Here is a 23,382-nt window from a genome sequence, read left to right as displayed (position 1 = left end):
CTAGCCCCGCGCCCCGTAAAGCCCCTGCGGGCGCCAGATCAGCACCCCCGCCATCAGGATGTAGATGAGCATGGAGCCAAGCGCCGCGCCGATCCCGTTCGCCGCCGACACCTCCATGAAGCGCGCGAACAGCGCCGGCAGAAGCGCCTTTCCCAGCGCATCGGTCAGCCCGACCAGCAGCGCCGCGACCAGCGCCCCCTTGATCGACCCGATGCCGCCGATGACGATGACGACGAAGGCCAGGATCAGCACCGGCTCCCCCATCCCCACCTGCACCGATTGGATCGTGCCCACCAGCGCCCCGGCCAGCCCCGCAAGCGCGGCACCGAGCGCGAAGACCAGCGTGTAAAGCCGCGCGATGTCGACGCCGAGAGCCGCCACCATCTCCCTGTCCGCCTCGCCCGCGCGAATGCGGATGCCAAGCCGCGTGCGCGCGATCAGCAACCACAGCCCCACCGCCACCGCCGCGCCGACGCCGATGATCGCCAGCCGGAACAGCGGGTATTGCAGCCCGCCAGGCAGCGTGACCGCCCCGGAAAGCGCCGCCGGCAGCGTGAGGTAAAGCGGGAACGACCCGAAAACCCAGCGCGTGCCTTCCGAAAAGACCAGGATCAGCGCGAAGGTGGCCAGCACCTGCTCCAGATGGTCGCGCGCATAAAGCCGCCGGATCACCGCCACCTCGACCAGCACGCCCGCGGCGGCGGCGGCCGCAAGGCTCGCCGCCAGCCCCAGCGCAAAAGACCCCGTCGCCGCCGCCACCCAGGCGCAGGCGAAGGCGCCCAGCATGTAGAGCGAGCCATGCGCCAGGTTGATCAGCCCCATGACCCCGAAGACGAGCGTCAGCCCGGCGGCCATTAGAAACAGCATCATCCCGTATTGCAGGCCGTTCAGCGCCTGCTCCGCCAGAAGCATCACCGGATCATTCCCCCTGGAAAGGGCCGGGGTCGTGCCCCGGCCCCCCTTGCGCTTACATCTTGCACTCGTCCACATAGGCGTCGCCGCGGTCTTCCAGCGCCACGCCCACAAGCTTGTTGGTGTAGATGTCGCCCTCCTTCACCACCTCGCGGACGTAGATGTCCTGGATCGGGTGGTGGTTCGGCCCGAACTTGAAGTCGCCGCGGGTCGAGGCGAAGTCGGCCGCCTCCAGCGCCGCACGGAAGGCGTCCTGATCGGCCACGTCCGCCTTGGCCTTGGCCGACAGAAGCAGGTTCGCGGTGTCATAGCCCTGGCTGGCGTAAAGCGACGGCAGGCGGTTGTATTCGGCCTGGAAGGCCGCCACGAAGGCCGCGTTGGCCGCGTTGTCCAGATCCTTGTTCCACTGCGAGGTGTTGCGCACGCCAAGGGCCGCGTCGCCCACCGCCTGAAGGATGTTCTGGTCGAACGAGAAGGCAGGCCCGACCAGCGGGATGCCCACGCCCGATTCCGCGTACTGCTTCATGAAGGCGATGCCCATGCCGCCCGGCAGGAAGAAGAACACGCTGTCCGCGCCACTGGCCCGGATCTGCGCGATCTCGGCTGCGTAGTCGGTCTGACCAAGCTGGGTATAGACCTCACCCGCCGCCGCGCCGGTGTAGAAGCGCTTGTAGCCGGTGATCGCGTCCGTCCCCGCGGGATAGTTCGGCGCCAGCATGAAGCTGTTATTGTAACCGGCCGAATTCGCATAGGCCCCGGCCGCCTCGTGCAGGTTATCGTTCTGCCAGGCGACGTTGAAGTAGTTCTTGTCGCAGCCCGAACCCGCCAGCGCCGAGGGGCCGGCGTTGGGCGACAGGTAGAACTTGCCCTGCGCCACCGCCGCCGGGACCACCGCCATGGCGAGGTTCGACCAGATGATGCCGGTCAGCACGTCGACCTGATCGGACTGGATCATCTTGTCGGCGATCTGAACCGCGATGTCGGGCTTCTGCTGGTCATCCTCGATCACGGCCTCGACATCGGTCGCGCCGGCCATCTTCAGCGCCAGCAGGAAGCCGTCGCGCACGTCGATGCCAAGGCCCGCGCCGCCGCCCGACAGCGTGGTGATCATGCCCACCTTGATGCCCTCGGCACCCGCCGCCCCCGCGCCGAGCGCCAGCGCGGCAAGCGTTCCAAGAAGGATGGTTCTCGCTTTCATCTCAACTCTCTCCCTGTTGTTTGATGGTCGTCAGTCTGATGGCTTTGCAACCGCGCGCAAGCCGGAATCTCCCCGTCCTGCCCCGGCGTCACCCCTCAGGTGCACGCAGGCGGAACCGCTGGATCTTGCCGGTCTGGGTCTTCGGCAGCGCAGTCTCGAAGACGATCCGGCGCGGGTACTTGTAGGGCGCGATCACTGCCTTCACATGATCTTGCAAGACCTTGACCATCAAGGCATCTCCGGCCTTGCCTTCCGCCAGAACCACATGCGCCTCGACGATCTGGCCACGGTCCGGGTCCGGGGCGCCGATGACGGCGCATTCGAACACGTCCGGGTGCGAGAGGAGCGCGGCCTCCACCTCCGGCCCGGCGATGTTGTAGCCCGACGAGATGATCATGTCGTCGTTGCGCGCGGCAAAGTGGAAATAGCCGTCCTCGGTCTGCACGAAGGTGTCGCCGGTGATGTTCCAGCCGTTCTGCACATAGGCCCGCTGCCGCTCGTCGGCGAGGTAGCGGCACCCCGTCGGCCCCCTGACCGCAAGCCGCCCCGGCGTGCCGCGCGGGCATTCGCGCCCCTCCGCATCGACCACGCGCGCCTCGTAGCCCGTCACCGGCCGGCCGGTGCAGGCCGGGCGGTGGTCGTCGAAGCGGTTGGTCAGGAAGATGTGCAGCATCTCGGTCGCGCCGATCCCGTCCAGCATCGGCTTGCCGGTCCTGGCCATCCACTCCTCGTAGACCGGCGCCGGCAGGGTTTCGCCCGCGCTGACCGCCGCGCGCAGGGAAGTAAGGTCCGCCCCCTCCTCCATCGCCTTCAACATCACCCGGTAAGCCGTTGGCGCAGTGAAACAAACCGTCGCCTTGTGTTCCTGGATGATGGAGATCAGGTTGGGCGGCGTCGCCTGCTCCAGAAGTGCCGCGGCCGCCCCGAACCGCAGTGGAAAGACCGCCAGCCCGCCCAGCCCGAAGGTGAAGGCCAGGGGCGGAGAGCCGACAAAGACGTCCTCGGGCGTGACCTTCAGCACCTCGCGCGCATAGCCGTCGGCGATGATCAGGAGATCGCGGTGGAAGTGCATCGTGGCCTTAGGTTCCCCCGTGGTGCCGCTGGTGAAGCCCAGAAGCGCCACGTCGTCGCGCCCGGTCCGCGCCGCCTGGAACCGCACCGGCTTGCCCAGAGCGATCCGGTCCAGCTCCGCGTCGTGGTTCGCGGTTCCGTCGAAACCCACGACCTTCGCCAGGAAGCGCGAGCCCTTCGCGCAGGCCACCATCTCCTCCATCAGCCGCGTGTCGCAAAGCGCGAGCGCAATCTCCGCCTTGTCGACGATCTTGGAAAGCTCGCCCGCCCGCAGCATCGGCATGGTGTTGACGACGACCGCCCCCGCCTTGGTCGCGGCCAGCCAGCAGGCCACCATCGCCGGGTTGTTCGCGGACCGGATCAGGATACGATTTCCCGGCCTTACGCCGTAATCCTCGACCAGCGCATGGGCGATCCGGTTGGACCAGTCGGCCAGTTCCTTGTAGGTCCGGATGCGCCCGTTCCCGATCAGCGCGGTATGATCGCCAAAGCCCTTCTCGACCATCCGGTCGGACAGCTCCACCCCCGCGTTCAGCCAGTCGGGATAGTCGAACCCCGCCAGCCGGATCTCCGGCCACGCGTCCTCCGGCGGCAGGTTGTCCCGCGTGAACGTATCTTCGTGTCCTGTCGGTCCCAGCATGTCGGGTCCTCCCACCCTTCGCGCCTCAGCCCTGCGGAATGACCGCCGTCGCCTCGATTTCCACCCTGGCCCGGTCCTCGACCAGCGCCACCACCTGCACCAGCGCCATCGCCGGATAGTGGCGCCCGACCACTTCCTTGTAGACGGCGCCCAGCGCCTTGAGATTGTTCAGGTATTCCCGCTTGTCGGTGACATACCAAGTCAGCCGCACCAGATGCTCCGGCCGCGCCCCCCCGGCGGCGAGGATCTCCACGATCGAGATCAGCGCCTGCCGCACCTGACCCACGAAGTCGTCGGTCTCGAAGACCTGATCGGCGTTCCAGCCGATGACACCGCCGGTCAGGACCATCCGGCCCGTGGCCGCCATGCCGTGGGAATAGCCGACCGCCGGCTTCCACCCCGCCGGGTGCAGGAATTCATGCGGGCTGTGCATCGCCATCCTCCTGAAATGCCTCGATCCGCGCCCGGATCTCTACGGGCCAGGGACATGCCCGCCCGCCCTCGGTCCAGACGATCGTCTGCCTCACCGCGATCCTGAGTTCCTCCCCCGCCCGTGCCTCGTGGGCCAGGGCCAGCGACGTGGTCCCCGCCCGCTCCACCCGCAGCGTGAACCGCAGCCGGTCGCCCAGGCGCGAGGGCGCGCGGAAATCGCTTTCCAGCCGCACCGTCGGCACCCCGTGCCCGGCCGCCACGACCGCCGCGAAGGGTCGGCCCAGCACCTCGGCGAAGAAGGTCTCCACAACGGAGTTCACCATCTCGAAGTAGCGCGGGAAAAAGACGATGCCCGCCGGGTCGCAATGGTTGAACTCGACCGGAATGACGCGGGAATAGCTCATGCCAGCCCCCGCGCGATGACCATCCGCTGCACGTCCGAGGCGCCCTCGTAGATTCGCAGCGCCCGGATCTCGCGGTAAAGGCCCTCGACCGCGACGCCCGTGCGCACCCCGTCGCCGCCATGCAGCTGCACTGCCATGTCGATCACCTCCTGCGCCGCCTCGGTGGCGTAAAGCTTCGCCATCGCCGCCTCGCGGCTGATCCGCGCTGCGCCTCCGTCCTTGGCCCAGGCCGCGCGGTAAACCAGCAGGGCCGCCGCGTCGATCTTCAGCGCCATGTCGGCCAGGTGCCCCTGCACGATCTGGTGGTCGGCAAGCCGCCCGCCCCCCGGCCGCACCCGCGCCACCCGCGCCAGCGCCTCGTCCAGCGCGCGGCGGGCAAAGCCCAGCGCCGCCGCCCCGACCGTGGGCCGGAAATGATCGAGTACCGTCATCGCCACCTTGAAGCCCTGCCCCGCCGCGCCGATCCGCGCGCCCTCGCCCAGCCGCACGCAATCCAGCCTCAGCCGCGCCAGCGGATGCGGCGCCATCACCTCGATCCGCTCCGCCACGCTCAGCCCCGGCGCCTCCGCCGGCATCAGGAACGCGGACAGACCCTTCGCGCCCTCCCCCTCGCCGGTTCGCGCGATGACCACGTAAAGATCCGCGATCCCGCCGTTGGAGATATAGGTCTTCTCCCCCTCCAGCACCCAGTCCGTGCCCTCGCGCCGCGCCGTGGTCGCGGTCTGCGCCACGTCCGACCCCGCGCCCGGCTCGGTCAGCGCGAAGCCCGCGATCGCCGTCCCGGCGCGCGTCCGCGCCAGCCAGCCGCGCTGCGCTTCGGTTCCGAACAGGCTGACCGCCCCCATCCCCAGCCCCTGCATGGCGAAGGCGAAATCCGCCAGCCCGTCGTGGCGCGCCAGCGTCTCGCGGATCAGGCAGAGCGTGCGGATATCCAGCCGCTCGCCCGCCCCCGCGCCGGTATGGGCCAGCCAGCCGCCCGCGCCCAGCGCCGCCACCAGCCCCCGGCAGGCCGCATCCGCATCGCCGTGATCGACCGGCAGGTGACGGTCGCACCACGCCTCGAGCGACGCCGCCAGATCGCGGTGGCGATCGTCGAAGAACGGCCAATCCAGAAAGCTCCTGTCGCTCATCCCTTCTTCTTTTCCCAAATATCCCGGGGGGTCAGGGGGGCAGCGCCCCCTGCCTTGCCCTCAGTTTCCCTCGAAGACCGGTTTCTCCTTCGCCACGAAGGCGCGGTAGGCGCGTTCGAAATCGCGGGTCTGCATGCAGATCGCCTGCGCCTGCGCCTCGGCCTCGATCGCCTGGTCAAGCCCCATGGTCCACTCCTGGTTCAGTTGCGTCTTGGTGATGCCGTGGGCAAAGGTCGGGCCGGCCGCGAGCCGCGCCGCCAGCGCCATCGCCTCCGCCTCCAGACGCTCCGCCGGGTGGAGCGCGTTCCAGAAGCCCCAGGCCGCGCCCTCCTCGGCGCTCATCGTCCGCCCGGTGTAGAGCAGTTCCGCCGCCCGCCCCTGACCGACGATCCGGGGCAGCATGGCGCAGGCGCCCATGTCGCAGCCTGCAAGGCCCACGCGGGTGAAGAGAAAGGCGCATTTCGCCTCGGGCGTGGCGATCCGAAGGTCGGCGGCCATGGCCAGGATCGCGCCCGCCCCCACCGCCACCCCGTCGACGGCCGCGATCACCGGCTTGGTGCAGTGCAGCATCGCCTTGACCAGATCCCCGGTCATCCGGGTGAAGGCCAGAAGGCCCTTCATGTCCATGCCGACGAGCGGCCCGATGATGTCGTGCACGTCCCCGCCCGAACAGAAGTTGCCGCCGTTCGGGGCCAGCACCACCACGTCCACATCCTCGGCATAGGGCAGCGCGCGGAAGGTGTCGCGCAGTTCGGCGTAGCTTTCGAAGGTCAGCGGGTTCTTCCGCTCGGGCCGGGCAAGCCGGATCACCGCAACGCGGTCGATGACCTCCCACAGGAAGTGAACGGGCTTGAGGGACGCCATCAAGGTCATTGTTTTCCCATCCGTTTCAGGATTTCCGTCATGCGGTCCAGGTCCTCCTCCGAAAGCGCGGAAAGGATCGCGTCCACCTCGCGCTCGTGATCGGCGGCGAGCGTTTCGAAGGCGGCCAGCCCCGGCTCGGTCAGGGCGACGAAGACGGTGCGCCGGTCGGCGGCCGAGGGCGTGCGCCGGACCAGGCCTTCGGCCTCGAGCCGGTCCACCACGGCGGTGGCATTGCCGTTCGAGACGAGGAGCATGCGGGAAAGCTCGCTCATCGTCACCCCCTCGCGCCGGCGGTAGAGTGCCGCCATCACGTCGAAGCGCGGCAGCGTCGTGGCATGGGTCACGCGCAGGAATTCCCTGAGCCGGTTTTCCGCCGACCGGGTCACCCCCAGCAGCCGGATCCAGAGCTTCAGACGGCGCTTCGACAGATCGCTCATGCCTCGCCCCCGTTGATCGGGATGGCCTGGCCGTTCACCCCCTCCGACCCCGCCGCACAAAGCCAGAGCGCGCAGGCGGTAACCTCCGCCGGGCGGATCAGCCGGTTCTGCGGGCTCATCGCCTCAAGCGCCGCGCGCGCCTCGGCAGGGCTGCGGCCGGTCTTCGCCGCGATGACCGCGACCGAGTGGTCGGTCATCGGCGTGTCGAGGAATCCGGGGCAGATCGCGTTCACCGTGACCGGCGTGCGCGCGATTTCCAGCGCGAGCGAGCGGACAATCCCGATAACGCCATGTTTCGCAGCGGCATAGGGCGCGACCTTCGCGTAACCTTTCAGCCCCGCAGTGGAGGCAATGGCGATCAGGCGCCCCCAGCCGTCGATCTGGCGCAGCCCCTCGCGGAGCGTCAGGAACGCGCCGGTCAGGTTGACCGCGATCATCGCGTTCCACTGGTCGAGCGTCGTCTTCGCCATCACCCCGCTGTCGGCCGCGCCGGCGTTGGCGATCACGATCTGGCAGGGCCCGGCCTCGGCGAACATCGCCCGCACCGAGGCTTCGTCGGTGACGTCGCCCTGCACCCAGCGCATCCCCTCGTAGAGCGCCGCCGTGGCCTTCAGCGCATCGGCCCGCCGCCCGGTGATCACGACCTCGGCGCCCGCACGGGCGAAACCGAGTGCCAGGTCCGCCCCCGCGCCGGCGCCGCCGCCGGTGATGAGAACGCGCTTTCCCGCCAGCGTCATGCCCGGATCGCCTCCACCGTCTTTTCCCTCAGCCGCCGCGCCTGGTCACGGCCGCGGTGATAGGGCACCGGCCAGGCCTCGGCCGTATCCCCCATCTCCACCGCCGCGTGCAGCATCCAGTAGGGGTCCGCCAGATGCGGGCGGGCCAGGCAGACGAGGTCGGCCCGGCCGGCGAGCAGGATGGAGTTCACGTGATCGACCTCGGTGATGTTGCCCACCGCCATCGTCGCCAGCCCCGCCTCGTTGCGGATGCGGTCGGAGAACGGGGTCTGGAACATGCGCCCGTAGACCGGCCTTGCCTTGGGCGAGGTCTGGCCGGCGCTGACGTCGATGATGTCGGCCCCCGCCGCGGCGAACATCCGCGCGATCTGCACCGCCTCGGCCGGGGTCACGCCTTCATCGCCCACCCAGTCGTTGGCGGAAATCCTGACCGACAGGGGCCTTGCCTCACCCCAGGTGCGGCGCATGGCGCCCAGCACCTCCAGGGGCCAGCGCATGCGGTTTTCCAGGCTGCCGCCGTAGGCGTCGGTGCGCCGGTTCGACAGCGGGCTGATGAAGCTGGAGATCAGGTAGCCGTGCGCGGCATGCAGTTCGATCATGTCGAAGCCCGCCCGCGCGGCCATTTCGGTTGCCCGCACGAATTCGTCGCGCACACGGTCCAGGTCTGCCTGCGTCATTTCCCGCGGCACCGGGTGGGCGGGCGACCACGGCAGGGCCGAGGGGCCGATGACCTCCCACCCCTCCGCCAGCGGCATCTCGTCATCCGCCCACGGGACCTGAACGGAGGCCTTGCGGCCCGCGTGACCGATCTGGCAGCAGATCTTCGCCGTCGTCTCCCGGTACACGAAATCGACAAGCCGGGTCCAGGCGGCCTCATGTTCGGGCGCGTAAAGGCCGGGGCAGCCCGGCGTGATCCGCCCCTCGGGGCTGACACAGGTCATCTCGACATAGACGAGCCCCGCGCCCCCCTTGGCGCGTTCGGCGTAGTGGACGAAGTGCCAGTCGGTCGGGCAGCCGTCCACGGCCTTGTACTGCGCCATGGGCGAGACGACGACGCGGTTCTTGAGCGCCATGTCGCGCAGCCGGAAGGGTGCGAACATCGGCGCGCGTCCGGGCGTGCCGCCGGCCTGTTCCTGAAACCAGTCCTCGGCGCCGCGCAGCCATTCGGGGTCGCGCAGGCGCAGGTTCTCATGGCTGATCCGCTGGCTGCGGGTCAGGAGCGAATAGGCGAACTGGGCAGGCGGCAGGTCCAGATAGCGCTCCACCTCCTCGAACCATTCGAGGCTGTTGCGCGCGGCCGACTGGAGGCGCAGCACCTCGGTCCGCCGCTCCTCCTGGTAGCGTTCGAAGGCGGCCTCCAGGGTGGGTTCGCTGTGCAGGTAGTCTGCCAGCGCGATGGCGCTGTCGAAGGCGAGGCGAGAGCCCGAGCCGATGGAGAAATGCCCGGTCGCCGCCGCGTCCCCCATCAGGACGACATTGCCGGTGTACCAGCGTTCGCAGATGACGCGCGGAAACTGCATCCAGACGGCCGAGCCGCGCAGGTGGGCGGCGTTCGACATCAGGTCATGCCCGCCCAGGTGACGCGCGAAGATCCTGCGGCAGGTCTCGACCGTTTCCTCCTTCGACATCCGCTCGAACCCCCAGCGGTCCCAGGTCTCGGGCAGGCATTCGACGATGAAGGTCGCGGTGGTGGCGTCGAACTGGTAGACATGCGCCCAGACCCAGCCGTGTTCGGTCTTTTCGAAGATGAAGGTGAAGGCGTCGTCGAATTTCTGGTGGGTGCCGAGCCAGACGAACTTGCAGCGGCGCACATCGATGTCGGGGCGGAAGGTGCCTTCGTATTCCTTGCGGACGCGGGAATTGATGCCGTCGGAGGCGACGACAAGGTCGTAATCCTTGCGGTAGGTCTCCGCGCTTTCGAACTCGGTCTCGAAGCGCAGGTCGACGCCCAGTTCGCGTGCGCGGTCCTGGAGCAGGATCAGCATCTGCCGGCGCCCGATCCCGGCAAAGCCGTGGCCGCCCGACACGGTGCGGTGGCCGTCGTGGACAACCGCGATGTCGTCCCAGTAGGCGAAATGGCTGCGGATCGCGTCGGTCGATTTCGGGTCGTTCTTCTGCATCCGCGACAGCGCGTCGTCGGACAGGACCACGCCCCAGCCGAAGGTATCATTGGCGCGGTTGCGTTCCAGAACGGTGACCTGATGGGCGGGGTCGCGCAGCTTCATCGAGATCGCGAAGTAAAGGCCCGCCGGCCCGCCCCCGAGACACAGAACCTTCATCCGCCGCCTCCCTCATGCCCTGCCATCAGACTGGCACCGGTCGGAAATAATTTCAAGCTTGAAATTTCCAGCTTGAAATTTCTGTCCCGCAGGCCATCATGGGCGGCAGGTCGGCAGGGGACGGGCGATGGAGACAGCGCAGATCGCAGTCGCGGGGCTGGGCACGATGGGCCTGGGCATCGCGCAGGTCTTCGCGGCGGCGGGCTTTCCGGTCGCGGCGACCGACGCCCACGCCCCGGCGCGCGACAGCGCCCCGGCCCGAATGGCCGCCGCACTCGACGCGCGGGTGGCGGCAGGCAAGCTTTCGCCCGAGGCGCGCGACGCGACACTCGCGCGGCTGCGGATCGTGGCGGTGCCCGAGGATCTGGCCGGATCGACGCTGGCGATAGAGGCAATCGTCGAGGACATGGCGGCCAAGCGCGCGCTGTTCGCGCGGATCGAGCCGGGGCTGGCGGCGGACGCGGTTCTGGCCACCAACACCTCGTCCCTGCCCCTCGCGGGCGTGGCCGAAGGGCTGGCACGGCCGGGCCGGCTGATCGCGCTCCACTTCTTCAACCCCGCCCCGGCGATGAAGCTGGTCGAGCTTGCCGGTCACGCGGGCAGCGATCCCTCGGCGCTGGCGCTCGGACGGGCGCTGGCGGAGGCCGCGGGCAAGACCGTAATCGCCTGCCCCGACCGCCCCGGCTTCATCGTCAACCGCTGCGCGCGCCCCTTCTACGGCGAGGCGCTGGCGCTGCTGGAGGAGGGCCGGACGGCGGCCGCGGTCGACGCGGCGATGGTCGCGGCGGGCTACCGGCTGGGGCCCTTCTCGCTCATCGACCTTGTCGGCGCGGACGTGAACCTGGCCGCGACCGAGGGGCTTTCGGCGGCGATGGGCGGGCATCCGCGCTATCACGTCTTTGCAGCCCTCAGGGCGCAGGTCGCCTCGGGCGCGCTCGGGCGCAAGGCCGGGCGCGGATTCGTCTTTCCCGCCGCCCCCGGTCCCGCACCCGAGGATGCGCCCGGGGATGCGCCCGGGGATGCGGCGGCGATCGTGCGCCGGATCGAGGCGGCGCTGATCAACGAGGCGGGCTGGCTACTGGCCGAGGGCGGGGTGACGGCCGAGGGGATCGACACCGCGATGCGGCTGGGCCTGAACTTCCCGCACGGGCCGTTCGAGGCGCTGGCCCGCCACGGTGCGCCCGCGATCCGCTCCACGCTTGCCGAGCTTGAGGCGCGCGCGCCCGCGCATCTGGCCGGCCGCTACCGGCCCGCGCCGGTGCTGGCGCGCGACTGACCGCGCGGGTCAGCCGATCACGCGGTTGACCCCGTCCATGGTCTGAAGCGCGCCGTACATGTCGGGCCGGCGGTCGCGGAAGACGCCCCAGGCACGGCGGTAGCGCGCGATTTCGTCCAGGTCGAAGCGCGCGGTCAGCACCGCCTCCTCCTCGCGCCCCGCCTCGGCCACCATCGCGCCGGTATGGTCGGCGATGAAGGAGGAGCCGTAGAAAGTCATCTCGGTCCGGCCGTCGCGTTCCACGCCGATCCGGTTCGAGGCGACGACCGGCAGGATGTTGGCCGCCGCGTGGCCCTGCATCGCGCGCTGCCAGTGGCCCGCGCTGTCGAGGTCGGGATATTGCGGCTCCGACCCGATGGCGGTGGGGAACAAGAGCGCCTCGGCCCCCATCAGCGCCAGCGCGCGCGCGGTTTCGGGGAACCACTGGTCCCAGCAGATGCCGCAGCCGATCCGGCCGAAGCGGGTCTGGAAGACCTTGAAGCCGGTATCGCCGGGGGTGAAGTAATACTTCTCCTCATACCCCGCCGCCTGCGGGATATGGGTCTTGCGGTAGGTGCCGAGGATCTCGCCATCTGCGTCGATCATGGCCAGCGTGTTGTAGTGCGCGAGCCCCGCACGTTCGAAGAAGGAGATCGGCAGGACGACGCCCAGCCGCCGCGCCAACGCGCGGAAATGGCCGACGGCGCGGTCCTCTTCCAGAGTCCTCGCCAGGTCGAGGTGGCGCGCGTCGATCTCGAGGCAGAAGTAGGGGGTCTGGAACAGTTCCTGCAGCAGGATCACCTGGGCCCCTGCCCCGGCGGCCCTGAGGACCAGCGCCTCGGCCCGTTCCAGGGTTTCATCGGCGTCCCATGTGCAGGCCATCTGGGTCGCGGCAAAGGTCACTTCGCGCATTCTGTCCTCCCTCGTGTCCGGGACGGAATAGCAGAGCGGCGGCGGCGGCCATATTCCCCCAAAGGGATAGGCGATAAAGGGGCGCAGAGGCCGGCGGGACGGCGGCGCTATTCGGCCGTGGTCATGCCCAGCCGCCCGAGAACGCGCCGCTCCACCATCACGACGGCCTGGTAGAACAGCACCGCGAGGCCGACCGACACCGCGGCCACGGTCCAGATCATCGCATAGTCCAGATAGCCGCGCGATTGGTTCAGCAGGTTGCCAAGCCCCCTGCCGGTCGCCAGCCATTCCGCGATCATCACCCCCAGAAGGGCGCGCGGCACCGTCAGCCGGGTCGCCGCGAACAGGTAGGGCAGCGAGGCGGGGATGGTCACCATCCGCATTTCGGTCCAGCGGCTGGCACCGTAGACGCGCGGCAATTCCTCGGCGCTTCGGGGGACAAGGGCGATCCCCTGGGCCAGCGTCACGAAGGCGGGAAAGAAGGTGACGGAGATGGTGACCCAGAGGGTCAGCGAGGTTCCGCGCCCGAGGATGAGGACAAGCAGCGGCGTCAGCGCGACCAGCGGCATGGTCTGGGTGACGAGCGCCACCGGCATGAAGGCCTCGATCGCGCGCGGGGCAAGCCGCGACAGGATGGCAAGGATGAAGGCGAACGACAGCCCCGCCACCATACCGAGGAAGGTGATCGGCAGCGTCTGGGCCATCGCCGCCCAGAGCCGTTCCTGCGCCGCACCGGCGGCAGGCGAGAAGAAAAGATAGTCCACCACCGCCGCGGGGGTCTTGGCGATCAGGTCCGGCACGCCGGTCGCCTTGATGAAGACCCACCAGAGGAAGAACGGCAGCGCGACGGTCGCGAGCGACATCACGATCCGCCGTGCAAGCGGGCCGCGGTCGGGCTGCGCGGCCGGCACGGCGGTGTTCAGTGTCACCGCGCGGGCCGATCCGAGGAAGCGCCGCGACAGCAGCGCGAAGGCCGCATAGCTCAGCCCCGCGATCAGCGTCGCGATCACGCCGATCCCCCAGAGGCGGTCAGGCTCGCCCCGCCCGAGCGAGCCGAGCAGATAGGTGCCAAGCCCCCAGCGCCCGCCGCCGCCGAACTCGGCAAGGATGGCGCCGAGGACGGCGTTCGGCGCCGCGATGCGCAGCCCCGCGAGGATGACCGGCAGGGCGCCGCGAAACTCCACGAGGCGCAGCACGTCCCGGCGGCTGCCGCCGTAGGCGCGGACAAGGTCGGCGGCCCGGCTGTCGGCCTGGGAGATGCCGACAACCGTCGCCGTCATGGTGACGAAATAGACCCCGAGCGCGGCCAGCGCGACGCGCGGCGCCATGCCCGGAAGCGTCAGCACGAGGATCGGCGCGATGGCGATGGGCGGCAGCGCGAAGATGGCGATGTTGACGCCGCGAAAGATGCGCAGCGCGGTGGTCGAAAGCGCGAACACCACCCCGGCGGCGACGCCGGCCAGATTGCCGAGGACGAAGCCCGCGGCCGAGGCGTAGAGTGTGGCCCAGACATGCAGCGGGTAGTCGGCGCGGTCCTGCCAGAGCCGGACCAGGATCTCTCCGACCGAGGGCAGCGCGCCGCCCGCCACCAGGTCGAACCGGCCGGCCACCTCCCACAGCGCGAGGATCAGGATCGCCACCCGCAGGCCGCGCCAGCCGCTGCCGCGATCAGCCGCCATGCAGCACCTCGGCGATATGATCGCAGACCCGGTGGAAGGCCGGGTCGGAAAAGAGCGGCGGCCGCCGCGGGCGTTCGAACGGCACGTCGATGACCTCGACCACCCGGCCGGGCGCGGCATGCATGACGACGACACGGTCGGCGAGGAACACGGCCTCGTCGATGCCGTGCGTGACGAGGAGTGCCGTCGAACCCGTCTCGGCCCAGATCCGCTGCAACTCGACATTCATCTGCCGGCGCAGGATCTGGTCGAGCGCGCCGAAGGGCTCGTCCATGAACAGGACCTGCGGATGGGTGACCAGCGCGCGCGCGATGGCGACGCGCTGGCGCATGCCCCCCGACAGCTCTCCGGGAAGCGAGTTCTCGAACCCGCCAAGGCCGACCAGACCGATCATCGCCGCCACCTCGGCGGCATGGTCGGAGGGCCGCCGGCGCAGCACCTCGAGCGGGACCTCGACGTTGCGCCGGACGCTGCGCCAGGGCAGCAGCGCCGCGTCCTGGAAGGCGACGCCGGTGATGCCGGCGCGCGCCGCCTCCATCGGAGCCTCGCCGGCGATGCGCACGCTACCGCTGTCGGCGGTTTCGAGCCCGAGCGCGATGCGCATGACCGTGGACTTGCCGCAGCCCGAAGGCCCGATGATCGCGGTGAACGACCCCGAGGGGCAGGCCAGGCTGACATCGCGCAGGGCCTCGACCACCTTGCCGCGTCCGCGGAAGGTCTTCGAGACCCCTTCAAGCACGATCCCGTCCGGGGCGGCCATCACACCTCGGCAAGCAGCGAGGCGTCGAACATGTCGTGGCTGCCCACGATCCCCACCGTGCCGAGCGCGCTGAGGCATTTCTCGATCCCGTCGCCCGAAAGCGCGAATATCCCGTCGGGATGTTCGATCAGGGGCTTCTGCGCGGTGTTGAAGAAGACCTCGTTCTCGATCGTGCGGCCGGTGCCCTTGAACCAGGTGTCGGCAAACTTCGGCGGCCAGAGCGCGGGGTCGGCCAGGTTTTCCGCCCAGGCCCGGCGCGAGGCGCGCAGCCAGGCCACCAGAAGGTCGCGTTTGCCGGCCAGCACCTCCTCGGTCACGACGACGGTGTCGTTGTAGATCGTGTAGCCGAAGTCATAGAGCAGGAACGACGTCGCCTCGACCCCCTGCTGGCTGATCGTGTAGGGCACGTTGGTGGTGAAATCGAGGCTCGCGTCGATCTCGCCCTTCACCAGCGGCGTCGGGTCGTAGGCATAGGGCACGATGTTGACGTCTGCCGGCGAAAGCCCGTTCATCTTCAGCATCGCCTCGACCGAGATCACGTTGACCGGGGGCACGGCCAGCGTCTTGCCGATCAGGTCCTTCGGTTCCCGGATCGGGTTCGAGGCCAGCGAGACGATCCCGATCGGGTTCTTCTGGTATTGCGCGCCGATGATCCGGAAGGGTGCCCCCTGCTCCACGATCGCCTTGATCGTCGTATCGGGCGTGGTCAGCGCCAGGTCCGCGCGCCCCGCGATGATCGTGCTTTCGGGGATCACGTCCGGACCGCCGGAGAGATAGGTCAGGTCGAGCCCCTCGGCGGCATAGTGCCCGCCATCCAGCCCGAGGAAGTAGCCCGCGAATTCCGCGTCGTTGATCCAGGCGGCCTGCATGGTTAAGGGACCGCCGGCCGCAAGTGCGCGCCGGGGGAGCGAGGCGGCAGCGGCACCGGTTGCGGCGGCCTGCAGGAAGTGGCGGCGGTTCAGTCTGAGGGTCATCGCGGGATCTCCTCTGGTTGCGGATGGGTCAGGCAAGGCCCTGAAGGCGCTGCAATTCCTGAAGCGGGGGGGTGGCGGCGATCTGCCGTGGGTCGAGCAACGGCCATTTCACCCCGCGCGGGCGCCGTGCCCGCCGCTCGACGACATGCGTGCGCGTCGGCGTGAAGATCTTGTCGACGAGGATGTCGGTTTCGGAGGGCTGAAGCTGTTCCTGCACCAGTTGCACGTCATGGACGAGCGCGTGGACCGGTGTCGTCTCGTCGACCAGACCCAGATCGGTGAACATGCCCCATTCGAGGTCGAAGAAGCCGTGCCCCTTGCCGAAGCGGACACCGTTGACCGACACCGCCGAGGCGCCGGTGACGAGATAGTCGAAGCGGCCGCGCCGGGCGATCTCGGCCAGCGTGATCGGCTGGCCGAAGTATTCCATGCCGTCGAGCCAGGAGGCATAGCGCGCGGCCCCGGCGGGCACGCGCGCGGGGTCGAGGAAGAGAAAGCCGCGGTAGATGCCGTAGGTCGACATCACGAAGGGCTTTCCGGCCTCGATCATGCGCCGGCGCAGGTCGTTCAGGCAATTGTCGGGGGTGATGAAGGCGAAGCGGCTGGCGAGGTAGGCGGGGTCCTCGACCAGACGGTCGGTCGCGGCCTCGGAGCCTTCGAAATCGGGGATGACCTCGGCGAAGTTCAGGTGGAACCGGGTATCGGGCCTCGCCACGTCGTGCAGCTTGGTCCATATTTTTTCGCGGATCACCCTGGAGGTCGTCATCTTGCAGCCCCGCCTGTTTCACTGTTTCATATTTGTGAAACGATGGTTTCAAACGTCAAGAAGTTTTCGGTGACATGGCCTCGAGACTCATCCTTCGGATTCAGGAACGGCAGCGGCGGCTGACCTCGAGCGAGCAGAAGATCGCGCAGATACTGCTGGACAATCAGAGCCTTGTGGAAACCCACACGGCGACAGAGCTGGCCGGGCTGGCCGGGGTGTCGAAGGCGACGACCGCCCGATTCTTCCGCACCCTGGGATACGCCGACTTCGAGGAGGTCCGCCTTCAGGCGCGCGAGGAACGCAACCGGCGCGAACCCTATGCGCGATTCGAATCGCGCGGCGAACCGGCAAGCCTTGGCCGGGCGCTGTCGGAGCATGTCGAACTGGAACTGCGCAACCTTACCCGCACCTTCGAGGAACTGCGCTCCGACCTCTTGCCGAGGATCGCCGCCGTGCTTGGCGCCGCGCCGCGCGTCTGGTTCCTGGGCTTCGGCGACGAATACGGCGCGGCCCGCCTTGGCCGGTCGATGTTCTCGCGGCTGCGCCACGACGTCCACCAGATCGAGGGGGCGGGGCAGGACTGGGCGGCGGAACTGTCGATGACGGGGCCGCGCGACGTGCTGGTCCTGCTGAGCTTCGAACCGCGGCCCAAGCTTCTGCGCGCGCTTCTGGCCCATGCGCGCACGACGCGGATGCAGATCATCACCGTCACCGATCACGCCTTCGCGGCACAGGCGCAGCGCTTCTGCGACCTGGTCCTGCCCTGTCATGTCGCGACCTACGGCGTCCTGCCCACGCATGCGACGATGGTGGCCATGCTGCGCCTGATGGCGGTGGCCTACCTTGGCCAGAACGCCGAGGAGGTCGGTCAGAGGATCGCGACGCTGGACGCCATCAACGAGGAACTGGATCTGAGCGAGTAGCGAAGGGCGGCGGCGATCGCCCCCTTGCCCCGGGTCAGACCCCGGACTTCAGGTCCGCCGGCAGGCGGCTAACGCGGATCAGATGGGCCGCGCGGTTCGCAAATGTCTGCTCGAACACGTGCTGGCGCGCGAAATCCCGCGCCCGGGTAGCGGTTTCGGCGATTTCGTCCCGGTTCTCGTGCAGCCGCGCGATCGTTCCGGCAAGCGTGGCGGAATCGAACATGGGCGCGACCCACCCGCCCCGCGATTCCCGGACGATGCCGCAGAAGGCCTCGTTGTCGTATCCCGCGATCGGAACGCCGCAGGACATCACCTCGGGGTAGGTGCTTGACGGATCGCCCTGCGGGTGACAGCAGACGAACAGGTCGGCCTGTTCCTTGAGATAGGGGATCCAGCCGGTGTCGAAGTCGCGCACACCGCAAAGGGCCATCCGGTCCTGCAGCCCCTGGTCGCGGATCTGCGCCTCAAGCGCGTCCTTGAGCGGCCCGGAACCGAAGATGTCGAACTGGAACGGCACGCCGCGCCGGGCCAGGTCGGCGGCCACCCGCGGCAGTTCCATGACCCCCTTCATCGCCATGAGGCGCCCGCCGAAGACCAGCCTGAGCGGCGCGGCACGCTTCAGCCGCGCGATCTTCCCGGCGAAGTCGGCGTCGGAGATGACGCCATCGCGGCTGACGCGGTTGTCGAAGAACAGAAGCGTGTTCCGGTTCAGATCGCGATAGGCCTCGTAGGTCGGGGTGCCGGAGCAGTGCAGCCCCGCGGCGATGCCCAGCACCTTCCTGCGGATGCGCTCGGTCCGCCAGAGCCACAGCCGGCGGCGCAGCCGGAGGATCGGGTTCGACACCTCGGCATCGAGGATCTGCCGTTCGGTGGTGGGGGAATATTCGGCGGTGAAGACGATGGGCACGCCAAGGCGCCGGCAGAGCCGCGCGGTCCCCGCCTCCTCGCGCGAGAGAAAGCCGAGGACCGCCGCCGCCGAGGACAGCCGCGCGGCCAGCCTCTCTTCCTCCTCGGGGCGGATCTCAAGCTCCGTCTCGGCCTCGCCGGGCAGGTATTCGGTGTGGTCCATGTCAGTCGTGGGCGTGTCGGAAAGGCGGGCAAGGCTGGTGACCGGCCCGGGCCATGTCCGGGCGATTTCAGCCGTCCCGGTCATGTACTTGCGGGTCAGGATCAGACCGCCGCGCGGCCCCCGCTGCGCGGTCAGGGACGGAAGCAGGACCAGTTCGCGCGGCGCATCCGGGGCAGCGATCATGTCAGGCGTTCCACCATTGAAAGGATCTCTCCGGCGTCGGCGACAAAGCCGCCCTCCGCCGGTTCGGCCACGACAAAGCCGAAACGCATGCCCATGCGGTCAGCGAACTCCTTGTAGGGCATGGCAAAGCGGTCCGGGGGCTGGATGACCAGGAAGGCGCCATCGTCGGCCAGGGAATAGATCGCGTGCGACAGGTGGCTTCCCTCGACGGCGATTACGATCGGCGCGCCAAGAAGCCTGCGCGATATCTCTTCCGGCGCCAGTCCGGACGGCTCCAGGATGTCGAAACCGCGCGCCGCCAGCATTTCGCAGAGCGCCGCCTCGTTGGTCAGCCGTCGCGGTTCCCCGTCATCGCCGCGTGCAAGGAAGACACCCGGGCCGGTCGAGGGCCGGCCAAGGCGCAGGCGCAGGCGTTCGCGCAGCGTGCGATAGCGCGCTTCCTTGAAGGCGTTCTGCGCAAAATCCTGGTAGACCGTCAGGCGCCTGATGCGCGCGTTGCCCGCCATGGCGGGCTCGGGCAGTGCCAGAAGGTCGCGGTATCCCGGCGCGTGCCTGTAGACCTTGCCCGGCGCGCCGATCCTTGTAGCGCCCGCCGGCGGGATCAATTCCAGCGGAAAGCTGTCCAGCAGGAAGTTTCCGAAGTAATCGGCCCCGGTCAGGGTCACCGCAAGTTGCGCCTCGTCGATCTCCTGCCAGCCGGGCGCGGATTTCACGGCGGACGGCATCGCCTCTGCACCGATGCGTTCCTTCCACGGCCCGCGGTAGAGAAACGGACCCGCGGCGACGACATCCTCGATCAGGAAGGCCCGCGTCGGCTGATGACGGACCACCGCCCCCTCGATCAGCGTCTTCTCCGCCGCCCAATCGCGCCACGGCGAAAGCCCCCGGATCCGCTCCAGCGCCCCCTCGGGGTACAGCGCCGGCGGGATCGTCGCCTCGTCTCCCGGGCTGACTTCCCAGCTGTCTGCGGCGACCTCGGCGATCGTCGCGTTCCGGCCGCGCACGAGCCGGCGCCAACCCCAGCCGAGAAACGCGGAGTGGATCAGCATGGCGACCGGACGATCGCGATGATCCGTTCCTGATCGACCGGATCGAGGCCGGGAAAGATCGGCAGGCACAGGACCTGGTCCGCGGCCTGACGCGCAGCGGGCAGCGCCGCCGGATCGGCGGAGGGCAGATCGCGGTACATCGGCAGATCGGAGATCAGCGGATAGAAATAGCGCCGGGCAAAGAGGCCGTCCTGACGCAGACGTGCGTAAAGGGCGTCGCGTCCGACCGGATAGCCAGGGCCGACCTGGATGGGAAAGTGGTAGTAGTTGTGCCCTGCCCGCCCGGTCGGACAGACGGCCCGCACCCCCGCCACGCCGGACAGCGCGTCCCGGTAGCGTGTCGCGATCCTTTCCCGGTCGGCGATCGCTTCGTCCACCTGCGGCAGGAGCGCGAGCCCGACAGCGGCGTTCAACTCGCTCATCTTGGTGTTCAGGCCGGTTTCGAGAACGGTGGTCTCATCGACGATCCCGTAGTTGCCCAGACGGTCGAGCGCGAGCTTGGTTTCGCGGTCCGGCGCGATGATCGCGCCGCCTTCGAACGTGTTGAAAACCTTCGTCGCATGAAAGCTGAGGATCGACAGGTCGCCCGCGAGGCAGACAGAGCGGCCGCTGTCATCCCGCACGCCGAACGCGTGCGCGGCGTCGTAGATCAGCTTCAGCCCGTGACGCCGCGCGATGTCCCCGAGCGCCTCGGTGTCGCAGGGCACCCCGTAGCAGTGCACGGCCAGGATCGCCTGCGTCCTGTCGGTGATCCGCTTCTCGACCTCGGCGGGGTCCAGGTTCAGCGTCACCGGGTCGATGTCCGCGAACACGGGTTCGGCCCCCGCCCAGCGGATCGCGTGGCTGGTGGCAACGAAGGAAAAGGGCGGTGTGATGACCTCTCCGGTGATCCCGTGGTGCCTGAGCGCCAGCACCAGACCGAGCGAGGCGTTGTTGACCAGCGAGATGTGATCGACGCCCAGATAGGCGCCAAGTGCCGCCTCGAACCGCTGCAGGATCGGGCCGCCATTGGACAGGATCCGGCTTTGCCAGATTTCCCGCATGAGATCCTGCACCGCGTCGAGGGGCGGCAGGATGGGGCGCGTCACGTAAACAGGCGGTCTTGTCATCGCCGGGTCTTCCTTGAGGTTCTGCATGGCCGATTTCGGATTCAACTGTTGCAAGTTTCGGCGGGCTGGACTGCCGCAGGAAGGACGGCCCCCGGCATGACGGCCCCCGGAGATGACGGCCCGACCGCCGGGTGTGCCGTGCGCGCCTCCGGGCCGGGCACGCCTCCGCCCCCGAGCGACTTGCCGGGGACCGAAGGGATTGCGCCGGTCCTCCCTTCCTCGACACTGATCACCGATAGCTCCGTTCGCAGTTGGATGGCCGTCCGGCCGGGCGGGCAGCCCAGCCCGCGGCACCATCCTGACCGAGCCCGCACGGCGACTCAATGATATCGGGCAGAAGTCCGCCGCGACCGCGCAGACCTGTCTCCGGGCGTGGCCATTGGGGGGTCGGGCGGGCGATTGTTGCCGGTGGAGGGGGCAATGATTCCCGCCGCGATGGCCCGCGCCTTCGGGGCGGGATCGGGACCGGCGCGAGGGAGCGTGACCGCATCGGCATCGCCTAGCTCAGGAACCCGGCCAGAAGCGCCAGGTCGTCGGCGTGGACCCAAAGGGCCAGCGCCGCGCCGCCGGCCCCGATCAGCGCCATCGCGGCATCGTGCAGCGGATCCCAGGCCCCGTGCTTCACCGCGATGCGGATCACCATCGCATGCGCCAGCAGATGGCCCGCCGCGAAGCCGACGAAGGCCCCGGTCAGGCCGCCAATCTGGATCCCCGCCAGGAACAGACCCGTCTGCAGGATCGCGCGGGTCGCGTTCAGCGCGAAGACAGCGCGGGAATCGCCCGAAGCCATCGCCGCGTTCTCGTAGGTCATGCCGATCAGGAACGGGATGTTCATCAGCGCAACCGCGACGACCACGCCGCCGGAGGCATGGAACCGGTCGTCGTAGAGGATCTCGATGATCGTCACGCCCAGCAGGGACAAAGCCAGCTGGCAGGCCAGGAACGCCATCGTGAACCGGACGCGGACGCGCCGAACCAGGGCGAAGTCGGTCGCGCTTTTTCCCGGCGGGTGGTCGCGGCAAAGCGGCAGCATGATCCGCCCGTTCATGGATGTCGCGATCATCATCGGTGCGGCGGCAATGAAGAAGCCGACATTGTAGATGCCGATCCCTTCCAGGGTGATGAACTTGCCCAGGATCATCTTGTCGCTTTGCGACAGCAGGAAGCTGAACGCGGTGCTGAGAAATATCCACTTGCCGAAGTGGATGAGCTCGATCCGGGCCTCGCGTTCCCAGCACAGGCGGTTGCGCGGGCCAGGCAGCAGGAGGTCGTAGAGCACGAGCTTGATGACGGCACCGATTACCATGCCGAAGGCCATCGCCCAGACCGAGCGCAGCCACCAGGCAAGCCCGATGATGACGACCAGTCCTAGCGCCTGGGACACGAGATCTATAGCCATCACCCGCCCGATCTTCAGGTGCCGGCTGGCGGTGTCCTCGCGGGTCGGGAAGAACCCCATGACGACCAGCGAAAAGCTTGCCACCGGAAGGAGTTGGGTCAGCATGGGCTCGTTGAAGAACTGCCCGGCCGGCCAGGACAGGAGGCAGCATGCGATCCACAGCGCGAAGGAGCGGAGGATCTGTATCGTCCAGGCGGTATCGAGGAAAACCTGGTCGTCGCCCCGCTTGCTTTGCTGGATCGATGGCTTGATGCCGACGTCCGAGAACATCGTGACCCCGACGATGACCGCCGTCACCAGCGTCATCAGGCCGAAGGCCTCGGGGAAAAGGATGCGCGAAAGGACGAGGTTCCCCGCCAGGCGCAGCAGCTGGCCGCCGAAGAGGTTGCCGACGATAACCGCCGCGCTGGACCCGATCCGGTCAGCGATCCTTCCACCCGGAACCGCCTGGGACGGTCCGCCTTCGGCATCCGGGCCCTTGCGGGCGAACAGGGATGCGAGCCGGGGACGGATGCCGCGCGGGCTCATGCGCGGTTCCCGGATGCGACGGTATCCGGAGCGCGCCGGGACGGACGATGCACGGGACGCGCCCGCAGACCTGCAAGGGCGCCGCGGGACGCCGGAAACCATGTCTCGGGCCTGTCGAACCGCACTGCCACCGCTCCACTCTCCACCTTGCTGACGCGTGCTCCCGGCTCTTGCGGGCGGGAACGCGCGCCTCGCTTCGCCCCCTATGGACCCTCGCCCGCGCATTTTCCACCGAAATGCTGCGCTGGCCCGGCGACGGTTCGCCGCGGTCGCCTTTCGGGCGACTCCGTTCGAACGGTTTCCGAATTCGAAACACGCGCCGGCATGGCGATGGCTGGCGAAGATGCAGCACCCCCCGCCGCGCCCGAGGGATGATCGCATCCACCCGCGCGCTTGCGGCGCATGCGATCAACGGTCCGGAAGTAGTTCGACGGCCTCGGCGGAGCGTCAAGGTCACCCAGGGAAACCGCGCCGGAATGGACGATTCACGACCCCGGCATCGCGCGCGGCCGCTTCACTTGCTTGCCATTTCCGGAAGATCGACGGTGACTGGTGGAGCAGAGGGGGATCGAACCCCTGACCTCGTCATTGCGAACGACGCGCTCTCCCAACTGAGCTACTGCCCCGCACCGAGGGCGTATTTGGCCGATGCGCCGGGGGTTGTCAAGCGAT

General features: G+C 68.7%; 21 protein-coding genes and 1 tRNA gene. 2 read left to right on the top strand and 20 right to left on the bottom strand.

Annotated elements, in window-relative coordinates:
- The 10 genes from N5I32_RS02280 to N5I32_RS02235 form a co-directional block, all read right to left on the bottom strand.
- Positions 1-912 (bottom strand): branched-chain amino acid ABC transporter permease, encoded by a 912-nt coding sequence (locus N5I32_RS02280; RefSeq protein WP_261493768.1) that lies wholly within the window; start codon positions 910-912, stop codon positions 1-3.
- Between the two features lie 55 nt (positions 913-967).
- Positions 968-2,110 carry an ABC transporter substrate-binding protein gene (locus N5I32_RS02275; RefSeq protein WP_261493767.1) on the bottom strand — a complete coding sequence of 381 codons (1,143 nt, stop codon included), beginning with the start codon at positions 2,108-2,110 and terminating at the stop codon, positions 968-970.
- A gap of 88 nt (positions 2,111-2,198) precedes the next feature.
- Positions 2,199-3,821 carry an AMP-binding protein gene (locus tag N5I32_RS02270; RefSeq protein WP_261493766.1) on the bottom strand — a complete coding sequence of 541 codons (1,623 nt, stop codon included), beginning with the start codon at positions 3,819-3,821 and terminating at the stop codon, positions 2,199-2,201.
- A gap of 25 nt (positions 3,822-3,846) precedes the next feature.
- Positions 3,847-4,260, bottom strand: coding sequence for a RidA family protein (locus tag N5I32_RS02265; RefSeq protein WP_261493765.1), 414 nt, complete (start codon positions 4,258-4,260; stop codon positions 3,847-3,849).
- Positions 4,238-4,657 carry an acyl-CoA thioesterase gene (locus N5I32_RS02260; RefSeq protein ID WP_261493764.1) on the bottom strand — a complete coding sequence of 140 codons (420 nt, stop codon included), beginning with the start codon at positions 4,655-4,657 and terminating at the stop codon, positions 4,238-4,240. The genes N5I32_RS02265 and N5I32_RS02260 overlap by 23 nt, the downstream gene beginning before the upstream one ends.
- Entirely contained in the window at positions 4,654-5,787 is a 1,134-nt protein-coding gene (locus N5I32_RS02255; RefSeq protein ID WP_261493763.1) for an acyl-CoA dehydrogenase family protein, read from the bottom strand. The genes N5I32_RS02260 and N5I32_RS02255 overlap by 4 nt, the downstream gene beginning before the upstream one ends.
- 60 nt (positions 5,788-5,847) lie before the next feature.
- On the bottom strand, positions 5,848-6,660 hold the full coding sequence (locus tag N5I32_RS02250) for an enoyl-CoA hydratase family protein (RefSeq protein ID WP_261493762.1): 813 nt from the start codon (positions 6,658-6,660) through the stop codon (positions 5,848-5,850).
- Positions 6,657-7,088 carry a MarR family winged helix-turn-helix transcriptional regulator gene (locus N5I32_RS02245; RefSeq protein ID WP_261493761.1) on the bottom strand — a complete coding sequence of 144 codons (432 nt, stop codon included), beginning with the start codon at positions 7,086-7,088 and terminating at the stop codon, positions 6,657-6,659. Before N5I32_RS02245 ends, N5I32_RS02250 begins: the two co-directional genes overlap by 4 nt.
- A complete protein-coding gene (locus tag N5I32_RS02240) occupies positions 7,085-7,825 on the bottom strand; it encodes an SDR family NAD(P)-dependent oxidoreductase (protein WP_261493760.1) in 741 nt (246 codons plus the stop codon). The genes N5I32_RS02245 and N5I32_RS02240 overlap by 4 nt, the downstream gene beginning before the upstream one ends.
- Positions 7,822-10,104 (bottom strand): bifunctional salicylyl-CoA 5-hydroxylase/oxidoreductase, encoded by a 2,283-nt coding sequence (locus N5I32_RS02235; RefSeq protein WP_261493759.1) that lies wholly within the window; start codon positions 10,102-10,104, stop codon positions 7,822-7,824. The genes N5I32_RS02240 and N5I32_RS02235 overlap by 4 nt, the downstream gene beginning before the upstream one ends.
- Before the next feature lie 127 nt (positions 10,105-10,231).
- On the opposite strand from N5I32_RS02235, the gene N5I32_RS02230 reads away from it, so the two are divergent.
- Positions 10,232-11,380, top strand: coding sequence for a 3-hydroxyacyl-CoA dehydrogenase (locus tag N5I32_RS02230; protein ID WP_261493758.1), 1,149 nt, complete (start codon positions 10,232-10,234; stop codon positions 11,378-11,380).
- A gap of 9 nt (positions 11,381-11,389) precedes the next feature.
- Here N5I32_RS02230 and aguB read toward each other — a convergent pair whose 3' ends face one another.
- From aguB to N5I32_RS02205, 5 genes are all read right to left on the bottom strand, one after another.
- Entirely contained in the window at positions 11,390-12,271 is an 882-nt protein-coding gene (gene aguB, locus N5I32_RS02225) for an N-carbamoylputrescine amidase (RefSeq protein ID WP_261493757.1), read from the bottom strand.
- 107 nt (positions 12,272-12,378) lie between these two features.
- Positions 12,379-13,950 (bottom strand): ABC transporter permease, encoded by a 1,572-nt coding sequence (locus tag N5I32_RS02220; protein WP_261493756.1) that lies wholly within the window; start codon positions 13,948-13,950, stop codon positions 12,379-12,381.
- Positions 13,940-14,710: an ABC transporter ATP-binding protein gene (locus N5I32_RS02215; RefSeq protein WP_261493755.1), complete on the bottom strand. Its 771-nt coding sequence runs from the start codon at positions 14,708-14,710 to the stop codon at positions 13,940-13,942. The genes N5I32_RS02220 and N5I32_RS02215 overlap by 11 nt, the downstream gene beginning before the upstream one ends.
- Positions 14,710-15,684 (bottom strand): ABC transporter substrate-binding protein, encoded by a 975-nt coding sequence (locus N5I32_RS02210; RefSeq protein ID WP_261493754.1) that lies wholly within the window; start codon positions 15,682-15,684, stop codon positions 14,710-14,712. The genes N5I32_RS02215 and N5I32_RS02210 overlap by 1 nt, the downstream gene beginning before the upstream one ends.
- A gap of 28 nt (positions 15,685-15,712) precedes the next feature.
- A complete protein-coding gene (locus N5I32_RS02205; protein ID WP_261493753.1) occupies positions 15,713-16,450 on the bottom strand; it encodes a 5-formyltetrahydrofolate cyclo-ligase in 738 nt (245 codons plus the stop codon).
- Positions 16,451-16,524: 74 nt separating this feature from the next.
- Between N5I32_RS02205 and N5I32_RS02200 the strand changes: the two genes are divergently transcribed.
- Positions 16,525-17,373, top strand: a complete 849-nt coding sequence (locus N5I32_RS02200) for a MurR/RpiR family transcriptional regulator (RefSeq protein WP_261493752.1) — start codon at positions 16,525-16,527, stop codon at positions 17,371-17,373.
- A gap of 34 nt (positions 17,374-17,407) precedes the next feature.
- Here the strand turns inward: N5I32_RS02200 and N5I32_RS02195 are convergent, their stop codons facing one another.
- From N5I32_RS02195 to N5I32_RS02175, 5 genes are all read right to left on the bottom strand, one after another.
- Positions 17,408-18,625: a glycosyltransferase gene (locus N5I32_RS02195; protein WP_261493751.1), complete on the bottom strand. Its 1,218-nt coding sequence runs from the start codon at positions 18,623-18,625 to the stop codon at positions 17,408-17,410.
- Positions 18,622-19,674, bottom strand: a complete 1,053-nt coding sequence (locus tag N5I32_RS02190; protein WP_261493750.1) for a glycosyltransferase 61 family protein — start codon at positions 19,672-19,674, stop codon at positions 18,622-18,624. The genes N5I32_RS02195 and N5I32_RS02190 overlap by 4 nt, the downstream gene beginning before the upstream one ends.
- The gene (locus N5I32_RS02185) at positions 19,668-20,783 is read right to left on the bottom strand and encodes a DegT/DnrJ/EryC1/StrS family aminotransferase (protein ID WP_261493749.1); all 1,116 of its coding nucleotides are present in this window, start codon (positions 20,781-20,783) and stop codon (positions 19,668-19,670) included. Before N5I32_RS02185 ends, N5I32_RS02190 begins: the two co-directional genes overlap by 7 nt.
- Positions 20,784-21,282: 499 nt before the next feature.
- Positions 21,283-22,710 carry an oligosaccharide flippase family protein gene (locus N5I32_RS02180; protein WP_261493748.1) on the bottom strand — a complete coding sequence of 476 codons (1,428 nt, stop codon included), beginning with the start codon at positions 22,708-22,710 and terminating at the stop codon, positions 21,283-21,285.
- A gap of 550 nt (positions 22,711-23,260) precedes the next feature.
- Positions 23,261-23,336: transfer RNA gene (locus N5I32_RS02175), tRNA-Ala, on the bottom strand.
- Positions 23,337-23,382: the final 46 nt, after the last annotated feature.

The organism is Albidovulum sediminis (genome assembly GCF_025380365.1).
GTDB lineage: Bacteria > Pseudomonadota > Alphaproteobacteria > Rhodobacterales > Rhodobacteraceae > Albidovulum > Albidovulum sediminis.
The sequence above is the reverse complement of the archived record's forward strand: the minus strand, read 5'-3'. Positions and strand labels throughout refer to the sequence as shown.